Below are 22,033 nucleotides of genomic sequence, written 5' to 3'. Positions count from 1 at the left end.
ACTTTTAACCAACGATGGCTCACGTTAGGGCTCGATGCCTGTCGATGGTGATTACTTAGTTAAGGGATTGTTAGTAATTTGGTTTAACCCTGAGATGGAACACATTTACTTTAAGATGCATTGTCTGCGAAGCAGCGTAGATTAAAGTTCGCCATCGGCGAATGTGTTCCATCGGTTTTGTATAAGATTAGTTGCGTGTTTTAAGCAACTAATTTAGCAAATACAAGCCGAATAGAAAATCCGTGAGGATTTTCGTAAGTATGCTTGCACTAGCAATTAATTTTATACGGTGTTGGCAATAGTTATTTTATTTTTTTTCCGTTTCGATATTCTTTTTTTGTTTCAATTCCTTTTTCGTTTAGGCAATATTCTGTTCCGTTTTTCTTTCCGTTTATAAATTCACAACGATAAGTCAATTTCTCGCCTTTTTCTCCATATCCCAATTCAAGTCCGTGTTTCTTTTTTCCTAAATATTGACAACTGTAAGTCAGTTTTCCATTTTTAAATTGTTCGACAAGGATTTTTACTCCGTCATCATTATAAGTCGTTGTTTCAAAAATTTCGCTTTCCAGATTGTATTTATATTCTTTTGAGAGAACTAATGGTTTATTCGGATTGTAAATTGTCTTATTAGAAATTCTCTTTTCTTTTCCATTATAATATAAATTACTCGAGAGTATAATTCCGTTTTTATATTCCTCTTCATAAACTAAATGTCCATTTTTACGTTTACTTTGAGCAATTCCAGTAAAGAGTTCATCCGTTGTGTTTTTATAAACCAAATTATTCTCAATATATACTTCTTTCATTTCGATTATTTCTTGTGAAATCAATTCGTTGAAAGTCAATAATATTAGTAAAATCAATAAGTTTCTAAATTTGGTCATAATTATTGCCAACGTGTTATATCCAAACTAAAGTTTTGTTTATTGAGTGCTAAGTTCCGGTATAAACAAACTTTCATATTGGTTTTATAAGTTAAAAGTATAAATTTATTTTCGCTTTTGTCGTAAAAAGTTTACAGATTTCTACTTTTCAACAAAGGAGAACTATTATTACTAAGTTTTAAGCTTTTAACAGCAATATCTAAAGGGCTTTTAATATCTAATAAATCTTTTTTGGTTACATGCGTATATACCATGGTGGTTTCTGGTCTTGAATGACCTAGAAGCACCTGAATATACCTAATATCTATACCATTTTCTAATAAGTGTGTGGCATAACTATGCCTTAAGGTATGCGGTGTAACACGTTTTTTTATGCGGGCCACTTTGCAACTACGCTTTAAAAACGAGCGAATACTTTCAGCGCTGTATTTATTTTTTCCTTGACCTTCAAATAAATAAAAAGATGGCGCGTAAGTGTTTAAATAATTACTTAATAAAGGCAAAAAAGAATCGGCAAGAATTACATAACGGTCTTTTCGGCCCTTTGCTTTTTTAATAAATAACTGCTTTCTATCAATATCAATATGGTTGAGCTCTAAGTTAATCAATTCGCCTATACGCAGTCCGCAGGCGTAAAGCAAAGCAATAATACAACGGTGTTTTAGGTTGGCCGTAGTTCTAATTAAATCTATAACCTCTTCTTTTGAGAGTACCGTAGGCAATAACTTGTCTTTTTTAGGAAGCTCCAATTTTAACTCATCAATCTGGCATTCGGGGTAGAAAGCTTTAAAGTGCCTTAGTGAACTTATAAATTGCCTATGTGTGCTAATGGCATACTGCTTAGGTACCATAACCTGTTCTATAAATACCTCTACACTGCGGTTGTTTATATCTTTTATATCAACTTCATTATAAAACTCAATAAGATCTGCTGTTAACGTTAAATAGGTTTTTACAGTACTATCACTGTAGCGTTTGCCTTTTAAATATTGCCTGTATCCTAATAAAATTTTTCTAGAGGCCGCATTAAGAACACGCTTGCGTTTTTGGTGTCTACTACTATTTAGCTGTGTAAAAACAACACAGTCTTTTACCAAAGCTACAGGCTGCAAAGCAGTTTTTAAATTATTGAGATTTTTTGTTGAAAGTGGGATATACCAACTTTTTAACTGGGTGCTCCACAAGGCACCAGGTATGCTTTTAACAATGGCTTTAATTGATTCATTATAAGCAAACTTAATTAATATTTGCTCAGCATTTCTATGAAACTTGTTTTCAAGAACTACAATAGGCTTGTTATTATACATACTTTAAATATAGGTAAAATAACACAAAAAACAAGGGTTGAGCTTTTAAGTTTTACAAAATATGCCTACTTTTTATTATTGCTTTTGTTTACATCGGCCATCATGCCTTTGGGGTCAATGGTAATACTTTGAACCGCTTTTGATGTTTTAAAGGAATACGTTGGGTAAGCCCAAGCCCAATCAGGAATAATGGTGGCTTTAGTTGGCTTTTCACCACGCATCATTTGTAACGGAATATAAAAATCTTGGGTACTCCCATCGGTATAAGTAACAGTTAAATCAATAGGCATGGGCATAAGGCCAATACGCTCTAGGGTAATGGTATTCCCTTCCACCAATTTTACACCATAATCTATGGTGTTTATGGTTCGGGTCCAATCATTTAAATACCAATCTAGTTCTAAACCAGAAACTTTCTCTGCTATTCTAATAAAATCGTTTGGAGTTGGGTGTTTAAAAGCCCATTCATTGAAGTAAGATTTTATAGTTTTTTCAAAATTTTCATGACCAATCACGTAATCTAACTGATTTAAAAACACATAGCCCTTATAATAGGCCGAAATAGCCGAAGATTGATTGAAATTAAACCTATCGGCATGGGTGGTTTGCGGTTGTTCGTTTCCAGAACTTACGTAGTAGTAATAAATATCATAAACCCGTTGGGTAGGTTTTTCAAACGGTTTATTAAAAATGTGGCATTCGGCCAGTTCTCCAAAATACTCGGTAAACCCTTCGTCCATCCAGTAGTTTGTAAGTTCATTGGTAGCCAATAAAAACTGAAACCACGAATGCGCCATTTCATGGGCGGTAACACCAAATAAGCCACTAAATTCGCCTTCACCAGCAATGAGTGTACACATACCATATTCCATACCGCCATCACCTCCTTGAATTACAGAATACTGCTTATAAGGATAAGGGCCAATATGCTTGCTGTAAAATTGCATGAGTTCTACCGCTTTGGGTTGTAGCTTTTTCCAGTTGTTCAATTTTGCTGATGGCATTGTTTTTTTATAGAAAAAATGCAGCAATGGCCCACCGGGAACCTGTTTGGTGTCATGAATATAATCTGGGTCTGCCGCCCAAGTAAAATCGTGTACGTTGGGTGCTACAAAGTGCCATGTTAATTTGTTCTTGTTGCTGAGTTTAACCGTAGTTGTTTCATAACCATGACCAACCTCATTAGGGTTTTGTAAATACCCCGTACCACCAACCACATAGTTTTTGTCGATAGAGAGTTTTACATCAAAATTACCCCAAACACTATGAAACTCGCGCCCAATGTAAGGGTCGGCATGCCAGCCTTCAAAATCATATTCGGCTAATTTGGGATACCATTGCGCCATAGATAAAGCCACTCCTTCACTGTTATTACGCCCAGAACGACGAATTTGAACGGGTACCTGCGCTTCAAAAACCATATTAAAAGTGACTTTTTCTCCTGGTTGAATTGGTTTTGCTAAATCAACTTCTAAAATAGTGCCTACTGTTTCATAGGTTAAATCAGTACCGTTTTGATTTAATGAAAGCACGTTTATATAACCAATTTCATCTGGGTTTAACTTGCTAATGCGGTCTTTAACCCTACCATCAGGATCTGCAATGGTACGCGAACGCACATCCATTTCGCTCCCTGGTTGAAAGGCATTAAAGTACAAATGATAAAATACTTTATTTAAAACATCGGGTGAATTATTGGTGTACACCAAAGTTTGTGTGCCTTTATATTGATAGGTGTTTACATCCATATCAATAATCATTGTATAATCAACATGTTGTTGCCAATAGGTATTAGCCAATTTAGATGTTGAAGGGGTTTGAGGCGGGGTAGGTATTATTGGAGCAGTTCCAGCCATTTCTTTAGAACTACTACAAGACCACATTAAAAAAACAACAAACAAGGCAAAAAGAAAACGATACATTTGTAAATACTTTTTTATATGTCATACTGAACTTGATTCAGCATCTCACTCATAAATTATGAGACCCAGAAACAACACTTTAACGAGTTTCACTAGCTACTTTCAAACAAAATATATGTTGTTTTCAGTAATACCTAGTGTAACAGTTTAGTTTAGGGAGACTAAATTAATTTTAATTAGCTTGTGAAACCTTTGATGCCATAATTAAGGCATTGTAAGCATTGGCAATTTTACCAGACTTTACAACCTCTGAAAAAGGTCTGATGTCATCGCTATTACCACCAACAATAACCCTAGTATTTATAGTTAAGCCAGAATCCATAATAATTTGTTTCACCTGAGCAGCACTTAAATTAGGATAATACGAACGAATTAAAGCCGCAATACCTGCTACTGCAGGAGCCGCCATAGAGGTACCACCTTTAGTCATATATTCGTTTTCTGGAGTGGTAGAATAAACCGAAGCTCCTGGGGCAAATATATCAACATTCTGCTTACCGTAGTTTGAGAAACTTGCCAACATATTAGAACCGTATTTGGGCGCTAAAGCACCTACTCTAATATAGGTGTTTGAAACTTCAACATAATCTACATTGTCATCAGGAAAATTAGGCTCGGTATCAACATCTTTACTATCATTTCCCGCAGCATGTACAAATACCACATCATTATCACTAGCATAGGCAATGGCTTCTCTCACGTATGCACTGTGAGGCGAAAAACTTTTACCAAAACTTCCGTTAATTACTTTGGCACCATTATCTACAGCATAACGTATGGATAAAGCTACATCTTTATCGTACTCGTCACCGTTGGGAACCGTTCTAACACACATAATTTCTACATTGTTGGCAACTCCATTGGCTCCTAAACCATTGTTGCGTTCTGCAGCAATAATACCCGCTACGTGGGTACCATGACTTTCATCTTTTTTTACGGGTTTTACATTGCCATTACCGTAGTATTTGGTTGTAAAATCATTAGGGTTGTCACCATTTACGCGTCCGTTAAATTCTTTGTTTAAATTATAATTTAGGCGGTCATTAATACCTACCAAACCATCTTCTAGCTCTTTAACAGCTTCTTCTAATGATTCTAAATCATTGCTATACATATATTTTGCTAATTGTACCGACTGTTGTAAGCCTTTGTCTTCGGTTTCAATAGCATTCACTTCTTCTTTGGTGTAGTCTTTTTTTCCAAAATGATTGGTAAGCGTTTCATGGGCACTTTTAACTTGGGTAAGTATTTGCTCGTAGCGCATTTTACGTTCTGTCCACTTGGGGTATTCTTTATTGTATTCTGCTTGAGCTCTGTCATAATCTGGGTGACTGGTATCACCACTAGCCAAAATTCTAACAAATTCTAATTGTTCATCATAGCCATCGCCTAAAAAATTCCAACCATGAATATCATCAATGTATCCGTTTTTGTCATCATCAATACCGTTACCAGGTTTTTCATCTTTGTTAACCCAAATAACATCGTCTAAATCTTCATGGTCTATATCAATACCAGAATCTATGACCGCTACAATAACTTTTTTTCCTTTTCTTTTTTTGATTATTTCGGCGTAAGCCTTATCAACACTCATACCGGGTATAGTGTCTTTTATTAAATCTAAATGACCCCAATTTTCTTTTTCGGCTTTGGTTAATTCCGAAACTTTTAATGGGTTTTTATCAACGTTCTCAATAGGTGTTGAAATAATATCGGCCGAACCACAGCTTAAAATAATACTGGCAAATAACGCCGAAATGCTTAACACTTTTAATGTTCTCATAGTGTGCTTTGTTTAATTTTGAAATAGATCTAGGGTACTAAAAACTTCGTTAAGTCTTACTCCTTTTTCTGTTTGTTTTACGGTTATAATTTGGTGGTGTGCATCATGTTCTAAAAACAGGTAATACTCCCTGTTTGCCGCTTCATTTAAGAATTTTTCTTTTTCGTTTAACGTTAATAGAGGTCTGGTGTCATAGCTCATTACGTAAGGCAGCGGTAAGTGCCCCACTGTTGGTAATAAATCTGCCATAAATACAATAGTTTTTCCTTGGTATTGAATCATGGGCAACATTTGCTTATCGGTATGCCCATCAACAAAAAGAATATCAAACCCTAATGTAGAGTTTTTTAGTGTATCTCCATCAGGAATTGCTGTGAATTTAAGCTGACCACTAGCTTCCATTGGCAGAATGTTTTCCTTTAAAAACGAGGCTTTTTCTCTTCGGTTTGGTTGGGTAGCCCATTGCCAATGGTCTTTATTACTCCAGAAATGAGCGTTTTTAAAAGCGGGCTCATAGCCTGTTTGGTCTTTATTCCATTGTATACTGCCTCCGCAGTGATCAAAATGAAGGTGGGTCATAAATACATCGGTAACATCATCTCTATGGAAACCGTATTTCTTTAAAGACCCATCTAGAGAATCATTTCCCCATAGGTGGTAATACCCATAAAACTTTTCTGATTGTTTGTTACCCATGCCATTGTCAATTAAAATAAGCCTATCGCCGTCTTCAATTAGTAAACAACGTGCTGCAATATCAATCATGTTATTAGCATCTGCTGGATTTGTTTTGTGCCATAACGATTTAGGAACTACACCAAACATGGCACCACCATCTAGTTTAAAGTTTCCAGCATTGATTGGGTAAAGCGTCATAGTAATTTTTTTAAGTGAAAAGTAGTTCTAGATAATTGGCTAGTAGGTTGTTTTTAATATGGAAACAAACCACGAAGCATCAAACTTTCACTTAGCGAGTAAAATTAAGAAATCTTAAACAATTCCTAAGAAAAGTTAAGAATTTATTAAGAAATTTTAAAGTAAAATCAGGTGGTCTATAGTTAATGAGTGTGTTCATTTTATGGTTTATGAAAATCAATAACTTTTTATGTCACTGGGTATATTTATTATGGGTGTCAAAAGTTATTTTTCCTGAGATAAACAAATCAGTTCCTATGGATTCAAAATGAAAAAAAGGATTACTTTCAAAAAAGGGTTAAATTAATTGGTTTTACTTAAATTAGTGATTTTATAATAAGGAACAGTTATATGTTAGAACTTGCCGGAATCATCATTCTTGGAATTTTAGCGCAGTGGTTTGCATGGAAATTTAAAATACCTGCCATTCTACCTTTAATTTTAATAGGATTATTAGTTGGCCCCATTGCTGCAGAATTTTTAAGTGATGATGGACAAAAATGGATTGAACCTATTTGGAATGGAAAGAAAGGTTTATTTCCCGGTGAAGGTTTATATTACTTTGTTTCCTTGGCTATTAGCGTTATTCTTTTTGAAGGTGGTTTAACCCTAAAACGAGCAGAAATTAAAAGTTTAGGACCCGTAATCACCAAATTAATTACAGTGGGTTCTGCCATTACGTTTTTTGGTGCTGGTGTATTAGCACACTTTGTTTTCAACCTAAGTTGGGAGCTATCATTTCTTTTTTCAGCATTAGTTATTGTTACAGGGCCAACGGTTATTACACCTATTTTAAGAAATATTCCGCTTAAAAAAGATATTTCTACAGTACTAAAATGGGAAGGTATTTTAATTGACCCCATTGGGGCTTTGGTAGCCGTATTGGTATTTGAATTTATTAGTGTTGGTGGTGAAGCTGGTTTTACCAAAACGGCACTTATAGAGTTTGGTAAAATTTTGCTCTTTGGTACTACCTTTGGGTTTACCTTTGCCCATGCTCTTGCTTTTGTTGTAAACAAACAATTAATTCCGCATTACTTGTTAAATGTGGTGTCTTTATCTACCGTGCTGCTGGTTTTTGTTGAGTCTGAAATATTTGCTCATGAGTCTGGTTTATTGGCTGTTGTAGTTATGGGTATGGTTTTAGGTAATGGTAAACTAGAGAACATAAAGGAAATTCTTTATTTCAAAGAATCGCTTAGTGTTTTACTTATTTCCATCCTATTTATTTTATTGGCAGCTAATATTAACATAGAAGATTTACTGCTGCTTTACAACTGGAACACCGCCATACTTTTTGCAGCAGTTGTATTTATAATTAGACCCTTGGCAGTTTTTATCTGTACTATACAATCTACATTAAAAATAAACGATAAGTTGTTCATTAGTTGGGTAGGGCCTCGGGGTATTGTTGCTGCAGGTATAGCCTCCTTGTTTGGAGGTAAACTTGTAAAGCAAGGCGTTCCCGGAGCAGAATATATTACACCACTTGTTTTTATGGTAGTGTTAGGAACGGTGCTCTTAAACGCTACCACGGCGCGCTACTTTGCTAAATGGATTGGGGTATTTTTAAAGCATTCCTATGGGGTTTTAATTGTGGGAGCTTCGCCAGTAGCTAGACTTATTGCAAAATATTTAGTTGATAACAATAGGCATGTAGTACTTATTGATAGTAACCAATACAATGTAAAAGAAGCTAAAGATATGGGGCTGGAAGCTATTAATACCGATATCTATTCTGTAAAACTTGAAGATAATATTGAGTTGAATGATGTTGGATTTTTAATGGCGCTTACTGGAAGTGCCGATATAAATAATTATGCTATTAATAAATTTAGCGATCAGTTTGGAGAAAATGGGTCATTTAGATTGTTAACAGCCGATGAAATGAGTAAACCAGAGAGTACCCCTAAAGAAGGACTCTTTTCTCACACCGATGATTTTAATTCATTAACTGAGGTGGCGCTTAAGTACCCTACAATACATGAAATAGAACTTAAAGATAGAAAACATTACGAAGAATTGATTGAGATTACCAATAATGATGATGATATGATTCCTTTATTAGTAAAAGATAACAGGGGTGTTCTTGAAATTATATCCTCATATAGCAAATCAATGAAAATAGAAAAAGGCTTTCAACTAGTATACCTAGGAAAGCCTTTTGATAAGTAAAATGATGTTTTTATTACTAGTCTGCTTTCAACTGTAAATTTGTAAACAGTTTTGTAACCACTAACGAGTTATTTTTAAACTTAACCTCTTTTAAATCTACATATTCGTTATCTACTTTAATAGATTTTACCTTAAATGGTAAGCCGTGAATATTTATTTTAAAGGTATCATAAGAGGTATTGAATAGGCCGCGTTTATGAATTCTAATAATCATTTTATCGCCGTTACCAGCAAAATTAAATTTCTTTAAGCTATAGCGCCCTTTAGTGTAATCGTAACCATCATTGGCATCTTCATATAATTCAGAATCTTCTTTACCATCTTTATAATACACGTCTAGTGTTAACTGGGTAATTTCCTTTTCCCCAACATACTGTTGTACCGGGAATTTAGGAATGATAGCCCCAGCCTTAACAAATAAAGGCATAGTGTCTAAATCAGCATCTACCCACGTTTCTTTACCTCCGGTAATTACTTCCTTAGTCCAGTAATTGTACCACTCGCCTCTTGGAATATACATGCGTCTTCCCTTGGAGTTAGGTTCATTAATTGGGCATACTAAAATTTGGTTACCACATATAAACTCGTCAGTTCTGTAATGGGTTTGAGTATCTTCTTGATCAAATAACACCAATGATTTTAGCATAGGTACATTATCATGGTAGTATTGATAGAAGGTGGTATATAAATACGGCAATAATTCATATCTAATTTCAATGAATTTTCTAACAATATCGGTAATCTCATCATCAAAAGCCCAAGGTTCTTGGTCGCCATGGTCACCTGAAGAATGTGTTCTACAAAAAGGATGGAAGACACCCAATTGAATCCATCTGGCATACAACTCACCATTAGGCTGCTCTGCAAATCCGCCAATATCAGATCCAGCAAATGAGAATCCTGATAATGCTAAACGTTGTGCCTGGATATTAGCTATTTGTAAGTGTTCCCAAGTAGCTACGTTATCTCCCATCCAAGTTGAGGTATAGCGCTGCGTACCAGAATAAGCAGAACGTGTAATTACAAACGGACGCTTAGGATAGTTAAATCGTTTTAAACCATGGTAGGTAGCTCTGGCCATTTGCATACCATAAATGTTATGCGCCTTTTGATGTGAACATGGGTTGCCATCATAATCATGACGCACATCTGGAGGGAATGATTTGCCGGGAACATCCATAACGGCGGGCTCGTTCATGTCATTCCAAACCCCTTTAACACCAATGTCTTCAATTAATTCTTTAAATAAACCTGCCCACCATTCGCGTACTTTAGGTCTTGTAAAATCAGGAAAATAACATTCCCCTGGCCATACTTTACCTTTCATGTAAGGGCCATCAGCGCGCTTACAGAAATAATCTTTTTCTAAACCTTCGCGGAATACATCGTATTCCATATCAATTTTTATACCTGGGTCTATAATTACTACGGTTTTAAACCCATCATCGGCTAATTCTTTAACCATACGTTTGGGCTCTGGAAAATATTCTTTACTCCAAGTAAAGCATCGAAACCCTTCCATATAATCAATATCTAAATAGATAGCATCACATGGAATTTTTAAATCTCTAAATTTTTTGGTTATTTCTTTTACCTTAGATTCTGGATAGTAACTCCATTTACACTGGTGGTAGCCTAGAGCCCACAAGGGTGGTAGCTCGGGTGTCCCCGTTAAATCGGTATAACTCACCACAACATCTTCCATTTTTGGCCCATAGAAGAAATAGTAATTCATTTCACCACCAGCAGCCCAAAAACTGGTTACATTACGACGTTCTTGACAGAAATCAAAATAAGTTCTGAAGCTATTATCAAAGAAAATACCATAAGATTTTCCGTTGTGAAGCCCCGTATAAAAAGGAATGGCTTTGTAAATAGGGTCGGTGTTTTTACCATAGGCATAAGAATCTGTTGCCCAATTTTCAAAACGACGCCCTTTTAAGTTGATATGCTCTGGCTTATCGCCTAAACCATAATAACTTTCTCCATTTTGAGCCACTTTACTCATTTTTACAATGTCGCCACCTAATTCATAGCTTTCTTCCCAATGAAAACCTAGTTCATCTTGACAAATAATGGTTTTATCTATAGCATCAAGTATAGATATTCTTAAATCTACTTTATAAATATGACAAATTAACTTAGCTGTAGTAACAATATATTTTTCCTCATCATCCGAGATTTCTAAATGGTTGTATCCTCTGCTGGCGTTTTTATCAATGGCATAAGAAAAGTCTTTATTAAACTTACCTACTGTTGAGTATCTAAATCTTAAAACACTGTCTCTTAATACTGTAAGTTGCAGTTTTACATTATTTGCAGTCGTAAAATGTAATACATCAACATCTTTTTTGTATTCAATTATGCTAGAAGGGAATAAATCGCCTTTGTACTCTAATTCCGTGTTTAAAATCATAATTCTGAGAGTCAATTATTTAAGCGACCAAAATACTAAAATTGAAAAATAATTTAGGCGACTATTTATTAAAAATAATGCCCGTTCATTGAGTAAAATGCAATGTGCGGGCACTAATTGTTTTAAATTTATAAAAAGAATATTATTTAATCTGGTAAACTGTAACCGATAATGGCGGGAGTGTTATTTCTGCTGAATAATCTTTACCATTCCAAGGGTCTTTGTTGGCTGTTATTTGCCTTGGATTTCCAACACCGCTGCCTCCAAATTTTTTAGCATCGCTATTAAATATTTCTTTAATTTTTGATTTTGTTGGAACACCAATCTTATAATTTTCTCTAATGGTTGGTGTTAAATTACAAACCACAATAACGTTGTTTTCTTCTTGGTAGCCTTTTCTTATGTATGAAATCACACAATTTTCATGATCATCAAAACTAATCCACTCAAAGCCTTCACTACTAAAGCCTTTTTCGTATAATGCTGGCGTGTTTTTATAAAGCGTATTGAGTTCTTTAAAGTAGGTTTGTGTGTCTTTGTGAGGTTTGAATTCTAACAAATTCCAATCTAAACTTTCTTGAAAATTCCATTCGTTATACTGTCCAAATTCACCACCCATAAACAACAATTTGGTTCCCGGGTGTGTGAACATATAACCATATAACAACCTTAGGTTAGCAAAACGTTGCCATTCATCACCAGGCATTCTTCCTAGTATGGAGTTTTTACCATACACCACTTCATCATGAGATAATGGCAGCATAAAGTTTTCGGTAAAGGCATAAGCTAAACTAAATGTGATATCATTCTGGTGATATTTTCTATAGATAGGATCTTTACTAAAATATTCTAAGGTATCATGCATCCAGCCCATCATCCATTTCATTCCAAAGCCTAAACCACCAAGGAAAGTTGGCTTAGAGACCATAGGAAAAGCTGTAGACTCTTCGGCAATGGTTTGAACATCAGGGAATGATTTATAGACTTCTTCATTTAGTTCTTTCAAGAAACTAATAACTGATAAATTCTCTCTGCCACCATAGATGTTCGGTTCCCATTCGCCATCTTCACGAGAGTAATCTAAGAATAACATAGAGGCCACGGCATCAACACGTAATCCATCGGCATGATACTGTTCTAACCAAAACAAGGCGTTGCTTATAAGAAACGATCGCACCTCATTTCTTTCATAATTAAAGATTAAACTTTTCCAATCTGGATGATAGCCCTTGCGTCTATCGGGGTGTTCATATAAATTTGAGCCATCAAAAAAACCTAAACCATGGGCATCTTCAGGAAAATGTGATGGCACCCAATCTAGAATAATACCAATATCGTTTTGGTGTAATTTATCTACTAAATACTTAAATTCTTCGGGGTATCCAAAACGTGATGTAGGAGCAAAATAACCGGTTAATTGATAGCCCCAAGAAGGGTCAAAAGGATATTCCATGATAGGCATCAACTCAACATGGGTAAAGTTCATGTCTTTAACATAGTTTACTAAATCATCAGCCAACTCATAATATGACATGAACCGGTCTTCTTCAACATGCTTTTTCCAAGATCCTAAATGCACTTCATAAACCGAATAAGGCGCATCAATCGCATTGTTTTTTTTGCGCTTTTTCATCCAGTCTTTATCTTTCCACTTATAGTTATCATCCCAAACAATGGAAGCGGTACTTGGTGGATGCTCACAGCGTCTAGCATATGGATCTGCCTTTTCAGTTTTTACATCGTTATTATGGCTCTGAATTTTGTATTTATAAAGATTTCCTTTTCCAACCATGGGAATAAAGCCTTCCCAAATACCACTGGAATCCCATCGTACATTTAATTGGTGTTCACCTTCAATCCAGTAGTTAAAATCGCCTACCACAGAAACAGCTTTGGCACTTGGTGCCCAAACGGCAAAATAGGTGCCATCTATACCGTCAACGGTAACAATATGCGACCCAAACTTTTCGTATAGGCGATAGTGTTTCCCGCTTTTAAATAAGTCAATATCGAAATCTGTAAATAAACTATAAGGTTTTACGTGTGCCATAGTTAGTTGTCAGTTAATGGTTTATAATGTTTGAAATGCCCTTTAAAGGGATAACAGCCCATTGTGGGCGCGAATTGAGTTCATAACCCAATTCATAAACTGCTTTTTCTAGTAAGCAGTATTTTAAAATAAATATGCGTTCTTGGTTATATCCTAAGTTTAAATTAGCCTCTTGTATTTCTGTGATATAAGTGTCTAAAAATAAACTTGTTAAATAGCGATAAAATAGCTCTCCAGCGTTGAATAAATCGTTTTGAGAGATATTATACGCCTTAAAATTATTAAAAATAGTTCCGTAAATAGCATAATGAAATGACCTAAATAAACCTGCAACATCTTTTAGAGCAGGTTGTTTTACTTTACGGTCTCTAATGGTGCTTTCGGGTTCGCCTTCAAAATCAAGAATATAGAAATCATCATTGTGTACCAAAATTTGTCCTAAATGATAATCGCCATGAATCCTGATACGTTCACTTTTAAGCTTGGTCCAATCAAAAGATAAAAAACGTTTTCTTATTTGATTTTTTTTATCTAGAAATTCTTCGGCAAGTTCTAATGAAAGCCCCTCTAACTTATCAAGATTATTTTCTATAATATTTAGTCTGTTTTGAAATTGGTATAACATACGGTTCTTTAACCAAACCGTATAATCCCCATTAAAATGGGCGGGTGTAAAGGCGGTTTCTTCAAACTCAGAGCCTAAAGCAATGTGCATTTCGGCTGTACGTTTTGCTATTTTTTGAATTTTTAAAAACAATCCCAATCCTACCCAATCTATTATTTGAGCAGGTATATCATTAACAGTAAGTCGCTGATATAACACGGTATTGGGCAGTGCGTTAATGTCAATGTTCTTTTGCCCAATGTTTTGAAATACTTTATGAAATTCTTTCAACATGTATTCCCAAGCATCTCCTTCATTTGGAATCATTTGTTGCATGAGTGCAATGGTAATATTGTTTTCTTCAGAATCAACAATATTTATACTACCTAAATAAGGTGGGGTATTTTTAAACTCTTTTTTTTCTGATAAGAAACGAGACATTTCATAGTCTGGGTTTTTATCGGCATAAATGCGCCTGAAGAATTTCAGAACATAGTTTTCATTGTAAACAATGGAGGTGTTGCTCTGTTCAAGTCCCATGAATCGAGACGTTTCATAAACCACATTGTTTAGTAAATGACTTTTATGATATTGAACTTTAGTGGTGTCTTTTGGTAGCGCTGTTAGAATGCGTTCAAACACTAATTTTCTGAAAGACTCTAGGTTAACCGCATCAATAATATATCCTTTTTGATTATTGATGCTAATGGGAAGAATCCTGTCTTTTTTTGCAAAATTATCGTCGGTTACAAATGCTATGGGTAAAAAGTAATGCTGGTAAAACGCTTCAACAAAATTAACTTCCAGAATCAATCCGAAATATACTTCACCATCTTGCTGAATTTTAAAATATTCGGCAAGTTCAATGTATTTAATATTACTAGCCTTACCACCGTACCAACGTTGCTTTAGCATATAATTACCTAAAACATCAGACAGGAATGCTTTTACAAACGCTCTATTATCCAATAATGCTTCCCAATTGGTGTCAAAATTGAAGGTTTGTTCAACAGTTATTTCTCCTGTCAATTCGGTCATAGGCTATTTCTTTATTTCAAAAATATGGAATGGTAAGGTTGGGTGTAGTTCTACAAAGTTCCATTCTCCTCTCCAGTTGTAGCTGCTATTAGTAATTAAATCTTTAACTTGAAATGAATGATTATGGTCTATTCCCAAATCATTTAGAGGTACTTGTATAGTGCCTTGTTGCATGCCATGGTCATCTAAACTTATAACAATTAAAAGTTCGTTGGTTTTAGCATCGTTCCATTTGTAAAAAGCCATTAACTTATCATTTTCAACATAACAGAATTTGATGTTGTTTGTTTGTTGAAGCGCCTCGTTTTGATGTCTTAAATGATTGATTTTTGAGATAACGGTAGTTAACTTATTTTCAATAGACCAATTGTAGTGAGTAAATTGAAACTTTTCAGAGTTGTTATATTCTTCTCTCCCCAACAAAGCATCACTAAGCATGTATTCGTATACCGGACCGTAAATACCAATACTAGAACTTAAGGTTGCAGCTAGCACATAACGCTGAATGTGCTTAGACTCATTAGCGCCTTGTAAATGAAAGGGGTTTATATCTGGTGTATTAGGCCAAAAATTTGGCTGCATATATTCGCGCGAATTACTTTTGGTTAACTCTTCAACGTATTCTATAAGCTCATGTTTAGAGTTTCGCCATGTAAAGTAGGTGTAAGATTGCGTATAGCCTTGTTTAGCCAATTGCTGCATAACTTTTGGTGCTGTAAAGGCCTCTGCTAAAAAGATAACATCGGGATGTTTTGCTTTTACATTTTCAATAATCCAATGCCAGAAATAGAAAGGTTTGGTATGTGGATTATCAACTCTAAATACATTTATACCACAATCAATCCAATACAATAAAATGTCTAAACACTCTTGCCATAAGGCTTTATAGTCTTTACTTTCCCAATAAATTGGTAATATATCCTGATATTTTTTTGGTGGATTTTCGGCATATTGCACAGTGCCGTCTGGTCGCCATTTAAACCACTGCGGATGCTCTTTTACCCAAGGATGGTCTGGAGCTGCTTGTAACGCATAGTCCATAGCTATTTCAATACCGTGTTCTTTGGCTTTATGTATTAAAGATTTGAAATCATCTAAAGTTCCTAATTGAGGGTGAATATCTTTGTGTCCGCCATACTGCGACCCAATACCCCAAGTAGAACCTACATCACCTTCAAAAGCTTCGGTAGTATTGTTTTTACCTTTTCTATTTACCTCTCCTATAGGATGAATGGGTGGTAAGTACAAGGTGTCAAAACCCATTTTTTGAACACGAGGTAATAAACGCTCGCAGTCTTTAAGCGTGCCATGTACACCCTCATGTTCTGAAGCAGAACGCGGAAAGAATTCATACCATGTGCTAAATCTCGCTTTTTTTCTATCTACGTAAACCTGATATTCAGTTGAGGTATTTGCTAATATTTTTGTGGGGTTGTTGAAAAATATAGAATGTAACCTATTACTTTGTGCTTCAGTAATGGCTTCATCATAATGATGCTCATTACCAAATATATTGATGAGGTGGTCAAAGTAAAACGAATCGTTTTGTTCTAAACCATCTTTGATAGCTTTAAGGTATTCAATGCCTTCCAGTAGTTCTGATTTTACATACTGATTATCTTCTATCTTTCGTTCAATACCATGTTGCCAATTAAGAGCATAATCAACCCAAGCCTCTACTTTGTAGGTGTAGAACCCCTGTTTACCAACGGTAAAAGCTCCTTTCCACTCGTTATTTACATCTAAATGCATACGAGTTTCACTCCAATTCTTATCTGTTTCGTGTTTGTATAGAAGTGATGCTCCTAATACGTCATGTCCGTCTGCAAGAATATGAGCTTCAACATTTACTATTTCGTTGACTACTCTTTTTATAAAAAATTGACCACCATTAACTTTTGGGGCTACATAATCTATTACAACTCTTTTTTGATTTTGCATGTTATCTTGTTGGTTTTGAAGTACGCAAAATTAATAAATAAAGTGATTTTCAAAATGTTGAAAACAACTTAAACCTCGCGAAAACGATTGATTGTTAAGAATTAAATGTTATTAGTTAAATGACCATGCCGTTAGGTATGACAGCATTCTTTTTAATAACTACAATACCGTCTTTAACCGTATACAAATCATTATCTGTATCTTCTAAATGAGGTCCACCATTAATTCTTACATCATCGCCAATACAACTATTTTTATCTATGATGGCGTTTTTAATAAAACAACGTTTACCAATACCCATAGAAATTATGTTTGTATCGAGGACTTCGTCTAGTTTTTGATAATAATCACATCCCATCATATACGTATTAATAACGGTTGATTCATCACCTATTCTAGAACGGATTCCAATGACTGATTTTTCAATTTTAGCTGCACTTATTATACATCCTTCAGCAATTACCGTTTTTTCTAGAGCCGTTCCAGATACCTTGGTGGTTGGCAGCATTCTAGCATGTGTGTAAATACGTTTTGATCTATCGTATAAATCAAATTTTGGAATATCATCAGTTAACCCTAGGTTAGCTTCAAAGAAAGAGTCAATATTCCCGATGTCTGTCCAATAGCCTTCATATTGGTAGCTTAATGTTTTAAATTCTCCAATACTTTGCGGAATGATTTCTTTACCAAAGTCGTTTGTTTCTGGGTTGTTCATTAAATCAACTAGCAACTTTCTATCAAAAATATAAATCCCCATAGAGGCCAAATAATTTCTACCTTGGCTTTTCATCTCATCACTTACATCAGATGTCCAATCTGGTAATAAGCTAGCGTCTGGTTTTTCAATAAATGAGGTGATCACATTATTCTCATCAGACTTTAAAATACCAAACTCTGTAGCTTCTTTAGCCGTAACAGGAATGGTAGCAATAGATATTTTAGCTTTATTTTTAATATGGGCCTTCACCATTTTATCATAATCCATTTGATATAGTTGATCCCCTGAAAGAATTAAAGCATAGTCCCATTCATGTCTTAAAAAATGGTGCATACTTTGTCTTACGGCATCGGCAGTTCCTTGAAACCACCCTTTATTACTAGGGGTTTGTTCTGCAGCTAATACATCTACAAATGCACTGCTAAAAAAACTAAAATGATAGGTATTTTTGATATGACGGTTTAAAGAAGCTGAATTAAACTGCGTTAAAACAAACATGCGTTTTATATCAGAATTAATACAGTTAGAAATAGGAATATCCACCAATCGATATTTTCCGGCAATGGGTACAGCAGGTTTTGAACGTTCTTGTGTTAATGGATATAATCTTGAACCTTGACCTCCTCCCAAAATAATCGATAAAACTTTGTTATTTATCATAATAGTTACTTTTATATGTAGTGATTAGTTGTTGTAAATTTTATAGTAATGATTTGTAAAGTTCTTCGGTTTGTTTCGCAATAGCAATCCAATCAAAATAATCTTCTACGCGCTTTCTTCCTTTCTTAGCCATAGAATCCCTAAGGTCTTTATCGGCAATAACTGTATTGATACCCTCGGCTAAATCTCTTGAGAATTTATCAGGGTTCACAGGTTCAAAAGGCGCTACATTTTGTTGTTCTAGCGGAATTAATAATCCTGTTTCTCCATGCACCACAACTTCTTTAATACCACCTACAGCACTAGCTACAACAGCCGTATTACAAGCCATGGCTTCAATATTTATAATCCCGAATGGTTCATAAATTGAGGGGCAACAAAAAACATCGGCATGTGAATACAATTGAATGATTTCTTCTTTGGTTACCATTTTATCAATCCAAATTACATTAGCTCGGGTTTTTTTAACCTCGTTAACAGCGTCCTCCATTTCTTTACCAATTTCTGGAGTATCAGGAGCACCTGCACATAGTACAATCTGTGTATCTGGATTTATATATTTTATGGCATTCACCAAGTGAATGATTCCTTTTTGACGTGTTATTCTACCAACAAAAAGTACATATGGTTTTGATTTATCAACACCGTAGGTATCTAGAGTATCTGTTGCAGCGGTGACTTGATATTGTTGTAAATCTATGCCGTTATAGATTACATGGATTTTGCTTTCATCAACATTGAAATGTTTGATAACGTCTTCTTTGGTTTCTTCGGAAACCGCAATAAGCGCATCGGCCATTTCAATAGCGGTTTTTTCAACCCAAGAAGAAGCATCATAGCCTCTTCCTAATTGCTCTCTTTTCCATGGCCTTAAAGGTTCTAAAGAGTGCGTGGTAATTACTAGAGGAATACCGTAACACAATTTGGCTACAATACCAGCAAAATGAGCATACCAAGTATGGCAATGAACCACATCGGCATCAATCTCTTCGGCATTCATGTGTATGCCTGTACTTAAAGTTTGAAAAACAGACTTAAGCTTACCATTGGAATTATTGAAAAGTACGTTGTCATACGGAAAGCCTTTTATTGTAAGATTATTGTTTTCTTCATTTTGATCTCCAAAACATCTCACATCTATCTTCATTAATTTTGCTAATTCTGAAGCTAAATATTCAACATGAACTCCAGCACCACCATAAACATAAGGCGGAAATTCTCTAGTAAAAAAAAGAGCTTTCATAAACGATTTTTCAAAAAGTTTGGTAGTTAATAATTTTCAGTAATTGATTAGACCTCGAAACCTAAAAAGGAAAGAGAGGTTGGTTTATAAACATACAAAAATATTGTTAATAACTTTGTTGAAATCTCATTTTTGAGAAAAAAAAAAGATTATTGAGGATTATTGAAATTTTAGTTAAAGAAATTCAACAAATACTGAATTTTGGTGGTAATATTCCATAAAAATTAAGACAGACTTCTGGTAGGAACTAGTAGGTTTTTATAAGTTGCCCAATAATTGCGTCACCTTACCCTTAAGGTACTTAGTGGGCGAAACAAAAACCCACATGTTTTTCAATGAGGGTTTTCAAATTTAATACAAATATTGGGCTATTGATTTTTAACATTTGATATGGCCCAGACTAAGGAAATTCTAAAAATGTTCAATTTGTTGATAAGTGCTATAAGTCATGTTATTATATACTTAGAACCTTTAAAATTTTGATTTGAACTCTAATAGGCAAATAAGCTATTTTTGAAGTAAAATTGAAAGAACTTATTTGCTAATCATTCAGTTTTAAAACGGCCATGAATGCTTGTTGTGGAATCTCTACATTCCCCACTTGGCGCATACGTTTTTTACCTTTTTTCTGCTTTTCTAACAGTTTACGCTTACGCGAAATATCACCGCCATAACATTTGGCAGTTACATCTTTTCTGAGGGCTTTTATGGTTTCTCTAGAAATAATTTTGGCTCCAATAGCGGCTTGAATAGGAATGTCAAATTGTTGACGCGGGATCAATTCTTTTAACTTCTCGCACATCTTTTTGCCAATATTTTGTGCGTTATCGGCATGTACTAAGGCCGAAAGTGCATCAACGGGTTGCGCATTTAATAAAATATCTACTCTAACCAGTTTTGAAGTTTTCATGCCAATAGGATGGTAGTCAAAGGATGCATACCCTTTTGAAACGGTTTTAAGTCTATCATAGAAATCAAAAACAATTTCAGCAAGAGGCATATCAAAATTAAGCTCTACGCGTTCTGGCGTTAAATAGGTTTGATTGGTTATCATACCTCGTTTATCAATACAAAGACTCATAACATTACCTACGAAATCGGCTTTTGTGATGATAGTGGCTTTTATGTAGGGTTCTTCAACGTGGTCTAAGGTAGAAGGGTCTGGTAAATCACTTGGGTTATTTACAACAATGACATCATCAGGATTCTTTTTGTTATAAGCGTGGTAGGATACGTTGGGTACAGTGGTAATCACCGTCATATCAAATTCGCGTTCTAAACGCTCTTGAATGATTTCCATGTGTAACATCCCTAGAAATCCACAACGGAAACCAAAACCTAAAGCCGCTGAACTTTCTGGAGTAAATATTAAGGAGGCATCATTAAGCTGCAATTTCTCCATAGAAGCACGTAACTCTTCGTAGTCTTCGGTATCTACAGGGTAGATACCGGCAAAAACCATAGGTTTTACATCCTCAAAGCCAGAAATGGCATTCCTAGTTGGGTTTTTGGCATCGGTAATTGTATCACCAACCTTCACCTCTCGTGCATCTTTAATACCCGTAATTAAGTATCCAACATCACCCGCTTTAATTTCGTTTTTTGGTAACTGTTTTAGTTTAAGCGTACCCACTTCATCGGCGTCATAAGTCTTCCCTGTGGCAATAAATTTTATAAGTTGTCCCTTTTTTATAGAGCCATTAATTACTCTAAAATAAGTTTCAACTCCTCTAAACGGATTATAAACCGAATCAAAAATCAAAGCTTGTAAAGGTTCGTTAGGGCTTCCTTTGGGGGCAGGAATACGCTCAATAACTGCGGCCAAAACATTGTCAATACCTAAACCTGTTTTACCACTAGCATGTATTACTTCATCAGGGTCACAGCCTAAAAGGTCTACAATATCATCGGTTACTTCTTCAGGATTGGCGCTTGGTAAATCTATTTTATTAAGCACCGGAATAATTTCTAAGTCATTCTCAAGAGCTAAATATAAGTTTGAAATGGTTTGCGCCTGAATACTTTGTGCTGCATCTACAATGAGTAATGCACCTTCACAGGCGGCAATGGAGCGAGATACCTCATAACTAAAATCTACGTGACCAGGGGTGTCAATTAAATTTAGAACATATTTTTCGCCGTTGTATTCATAGTCCATTTGTATGGCATGACTTTTAATGGTAATACCACGTTCACGCTCCAAATCCATGCTATCCAATAACTGATCCTGTTTCTCTCTCTCGGTCACAGAACCCGTGTAATCTAATAAACGGTCTGCCAAGGTACTTTTACCATGATCAATATGGGCAATGATACAAAAGTTTCTAATGTTCTTCATAAATCAAACATCCAAATATTTAGGCTGCAAATATAG

Annotated in this window: 13 protein-coding genes; 1 reads left to right on the top strand and 12 read right to left on the bottom strand. The window is 35.1% G+C overall.

Annotated elements, in window-relative coordinates; all coding sequences use genetic code 11:
• Positions 1-302 precede the first annotated feature (302 nt).
• The 5 genes from DFQ02_RS03790 to DFQ02_RS03770 form a co-directional block, all read right to left on the bottom strand.
• Positions 303-809 (bottom strand): hypothetical protein, encoded by a 507-nt coding sequence (locus tag DFQ02_RS03790; protein ID WP_147297727.1) that lies wholly within the window; start codon positions 807-809, stop codon positions 303-305.
• Positions 810-1,018: 209 nt separating this feature from the next.
• On the bottom strand, positions 1,019-2,194 hold the full coding sequence (locus DFQ02_RS03785; protein WP_116039634.1) for a tyrosine-type recombinase/integrase: 1,176 nt from the start codon (positions 2,192-2,194) through the stop codon (positions 1,019-1,021).
• A 65-nt stretch (positions 2,195-2,259) separates the two neighbouring features.
• Entirely contained in the window at positions 2,260-4,116 is a 1,857-nt protein-coding gene (locus DFQ02_RS03780) for a M1 family metallopeptidase (RefSeq protein ID WP_116039633.1), read from the bottom strand.
• Between the two features lie 172 nt (positions 4,117-4,288).
• Positions 4,289-5,899: a S8 family peptidase gene (locus tag DFQ02_RS03775; RefSeq protein ID WP_116039632.1), complete on the bottom strand. Its 1,611-nt coding sequence runs from the start codon at positions 5,897-5,899 to the stop codon at positions 4,289-4,291.
• Between the two features lie 12 nt (positions 5,900-5,911).
• Positions 5,912-6,775 carry an MBL fold metallo-hydrolase gene (locus DFQ02_RS03770; protein ID WP_116039631.1) on the bottom strand — a complete coding sequence of 288 codons (864 nt, stop codon included), beginning with the start codon at positions 6,773-6,775 and terminating at the stop codon, positions 5,912-5,914.
• Between the two features lie 390 nt (positions 6,776-7,165).
• On the opposite strand from DFQ02_RS03770, the gene DFQ02_RS03765 reads away from it, so the two are divergent.
• On the top strand, positions 7,166-8,989 hold the full coding sequence (locus DFQ02_RS03765) for a cation:proton antiporter (RefSeq protein WP_116039630.1): 1,824 nt from the start codon (positions 7,166-7,168) through the stop codon (positions 8,987-8,989).
• A 16-nt stretch (positions 8,990-9,005) separates the two neighbouring features.
• On the opposite strand, the gene DFQ02_RS03760 is transcribed toward DFQ02_RS03765, so the two are convergent.
• The 7 genes from DFQ02_RS03760 to lepA form a co-directional block, all read right to left on the bottom strand.
• Positions 9,006-11,405: a glycoside hydrolase family 31 protein gene (locus DFQ02_RS03760; protein ID WP_116039629.1), complete on the bottom strand. Its 2,400-nt coding sequence runs from the start codon at positions 11,403-11,405 to the stop codon at positions 9,006-9,008.
• 142 nt (positions 11,406-11,547) lie between these two features.
• Entirely contained in the window at positions 11,548-13,455 is a 1,908-nt protein-coding gene (gene glgB / locus DFQ02_RS03755; RefSeq protein WP_116039628.1) for a 1,4-alpha-glucan branching protein GlgB, read from the bottom strand.
• A gap of 13 nt (positions 13,456-13,468) precedes the next feature.
• Positions 13,469-15,097, bottom strand: coding sequence for a phosphotransferase (locus tag DFQ02_RS03750; protein WP_116039627.1), 1,629 nt, complete (start codon positions 15,095-15,097; stop codon positions 13,469-13,471).
• A 3-nt stretch (positions 15,098-15,100) separates the two neighbouring features.
• Positions 15,101-17,038 carry an alpha-1,4-glucan--maltose-1-phosphate maltosyltransferase gene (locus DFQ02_RS03745; protein ID WP_116039626.1) on the bottom strand — a complete coding sequence of 646 codons (1,938 nt, stop codon included), beginning with the start codon at positions 17,036-17,038 and terminating at the stop codon, positions 15,101-15,103.
• Between the two features lie 115 nt (positions 17,039-17,153).
• Positions 17,154-18,416: a glucose-1-phosphate adenylyltransferase gene (locus DFQ02_RS03740; RefSeq protein ID WP_116039625.1), complete on the bottom strand. Its 1,263-nt coding sequence runs from the start codon at positions 18,414-18,416 to the stop codon at positions 17,154-17,156.
• A 40-nt stretch (positions 18,417-18,456) separates the two neighbouring features.
• Positions 18,457-19,659, bottom strand: coding sequence for a glycogen synthase (gene glgA / locus DFQ02_RS03735; protein WP_116039624.1), 1,203 nt, complete (start codon positions 19,657-19,659; stop codon positions 18,457-18,459).
• Positions 19,660-20,200: 541 nt separating this feature from the next.
• Positions 20,201-21,997 carry a translation elongation factor 4 gene (gene lepA, locus DFQ02_RS03730; RefSeq protein ID WP_116039623.1) on the bottom strand — a complete coding sequence of 599 codons (1,797 nt, stop codon included), beginning with the start codon at positions 21,995-21,997 and terminating at the stop codon, positions 20,201-20,203.
• Positions 21,998-22,033 lie beyond the last annotated feature (36 nt).

Source organism: Seonamhaeicola aphaedonensis (assembly GCF_003386195.1).
GTDB classification, from domain to species: Bacteria; Bacteroidota; Bacteroidia; order Flavobacteriales; family Flavobacteriaceae; genus Seonamhaeicola; species Seonamhaeicola aphaedonensis.
This window is presented reverse-complemented; position numbering and strand designations above follow the sequence as displayed.

What these genes read in the sequence shown, in the direction of transcription:
- DFQ02_RS03790 (WP_147297727.1), bottom strand. Translation starts at nt 809, where the DNA reads ATGAAAGAAGTATATATTGAGAATAATTTGGTTTATAAAAACACAACG.
- DFQ02_RS03785 (WP_116039634.1), bottom strand. Translation starts at nt 2,194, where the DNA reads ATGTATAATAACAAGCCTATTGTAGTTCTTGAAAACAAGTTTCATAGA.
- DFQ02_RS03780 (WP_116039633.1), bottom strand. Translation starts at nt 4,116, where the DNA reads ATGTATCGTTTTCTTTTTGCCTTGTTTGTTGTTTTTTTAATGTGGTCT.
- DFQ02_RS03775 (WP_116039632.1), bottom strand. Translation starts at nt 5,899, where the DNA reads ATGAGAACATTAAAAGTGTTAAGCATTTCGGCGTTATTTGCCAGTATT.
- DFQ02_RS03770 (WP_116039631.1), bottom strand. Translation starts at nt 6,775, where the DNA reads ATGACGCTTTACCCAATCAATGCTGGAAACTTTAAACTAGATGGTGGT.
- DFQ02_RS03765 (WP_116039630.1), top strand. Translation starts at nt 7,166, where the DNA reads ATGTTAGAACTTGCCGGAATCATCATTCTTGGAATTTTAGCGCAGTGG.
- DFQ02_RS03760 (WP_116039629.1), bottom strand. Translation starts at nt 11,405, where the DNA reads ATGATTTTAAACACGGAATTAGAGTACAAAGGCGATTTATTCCCTTCT.
- glgB (WP_116039628.1), bottom strand. Translation starts at nt 13,455, where the DNA reads ATGGCACACGTAAAACCTTATAGTTTATTTACAGATTTCGATATTGAC.
- DFQ02_RS03750 (WP_116039627.1), bottom strand. Translation starts at nt 15,097, where the DNA reads ATGACCGAATTGACAGGAGAAATAACTGTTGAACAAACCTTCAATTTT.
- DFQ02_RS03745 (WP_116039626.1), bottom strand. Translation starts at nt 17,038, where the DNA reads ATGCAAAATCAAAAAAGAGTTGTAATAGATTATGTAGCCCCAAAAGTT.
- DFQ02_RS03740 (WP_116039625.1), bottom strand. Translation starts at nt 18,416, where the DNA reads ATGATAAATAACAAAGTTTTATCGATTATTTTGGGAGGAGGTCAAGGT.
- glgA (WP_116039624.1), bottom strand. Translation starts at nt 19,659, where the DNA reads ATGAAAGCTCTTTTTTTTACTAGAGAATTTCCGCCTTATGTTTATGGT.
- lepA (WP_116039623.1), bottom strand. Translation starts at nt 21,997, where the DNA reads ATGAAGAACATTAGAAACTTTTGTATCATTGCCCATATTGATCATGGT.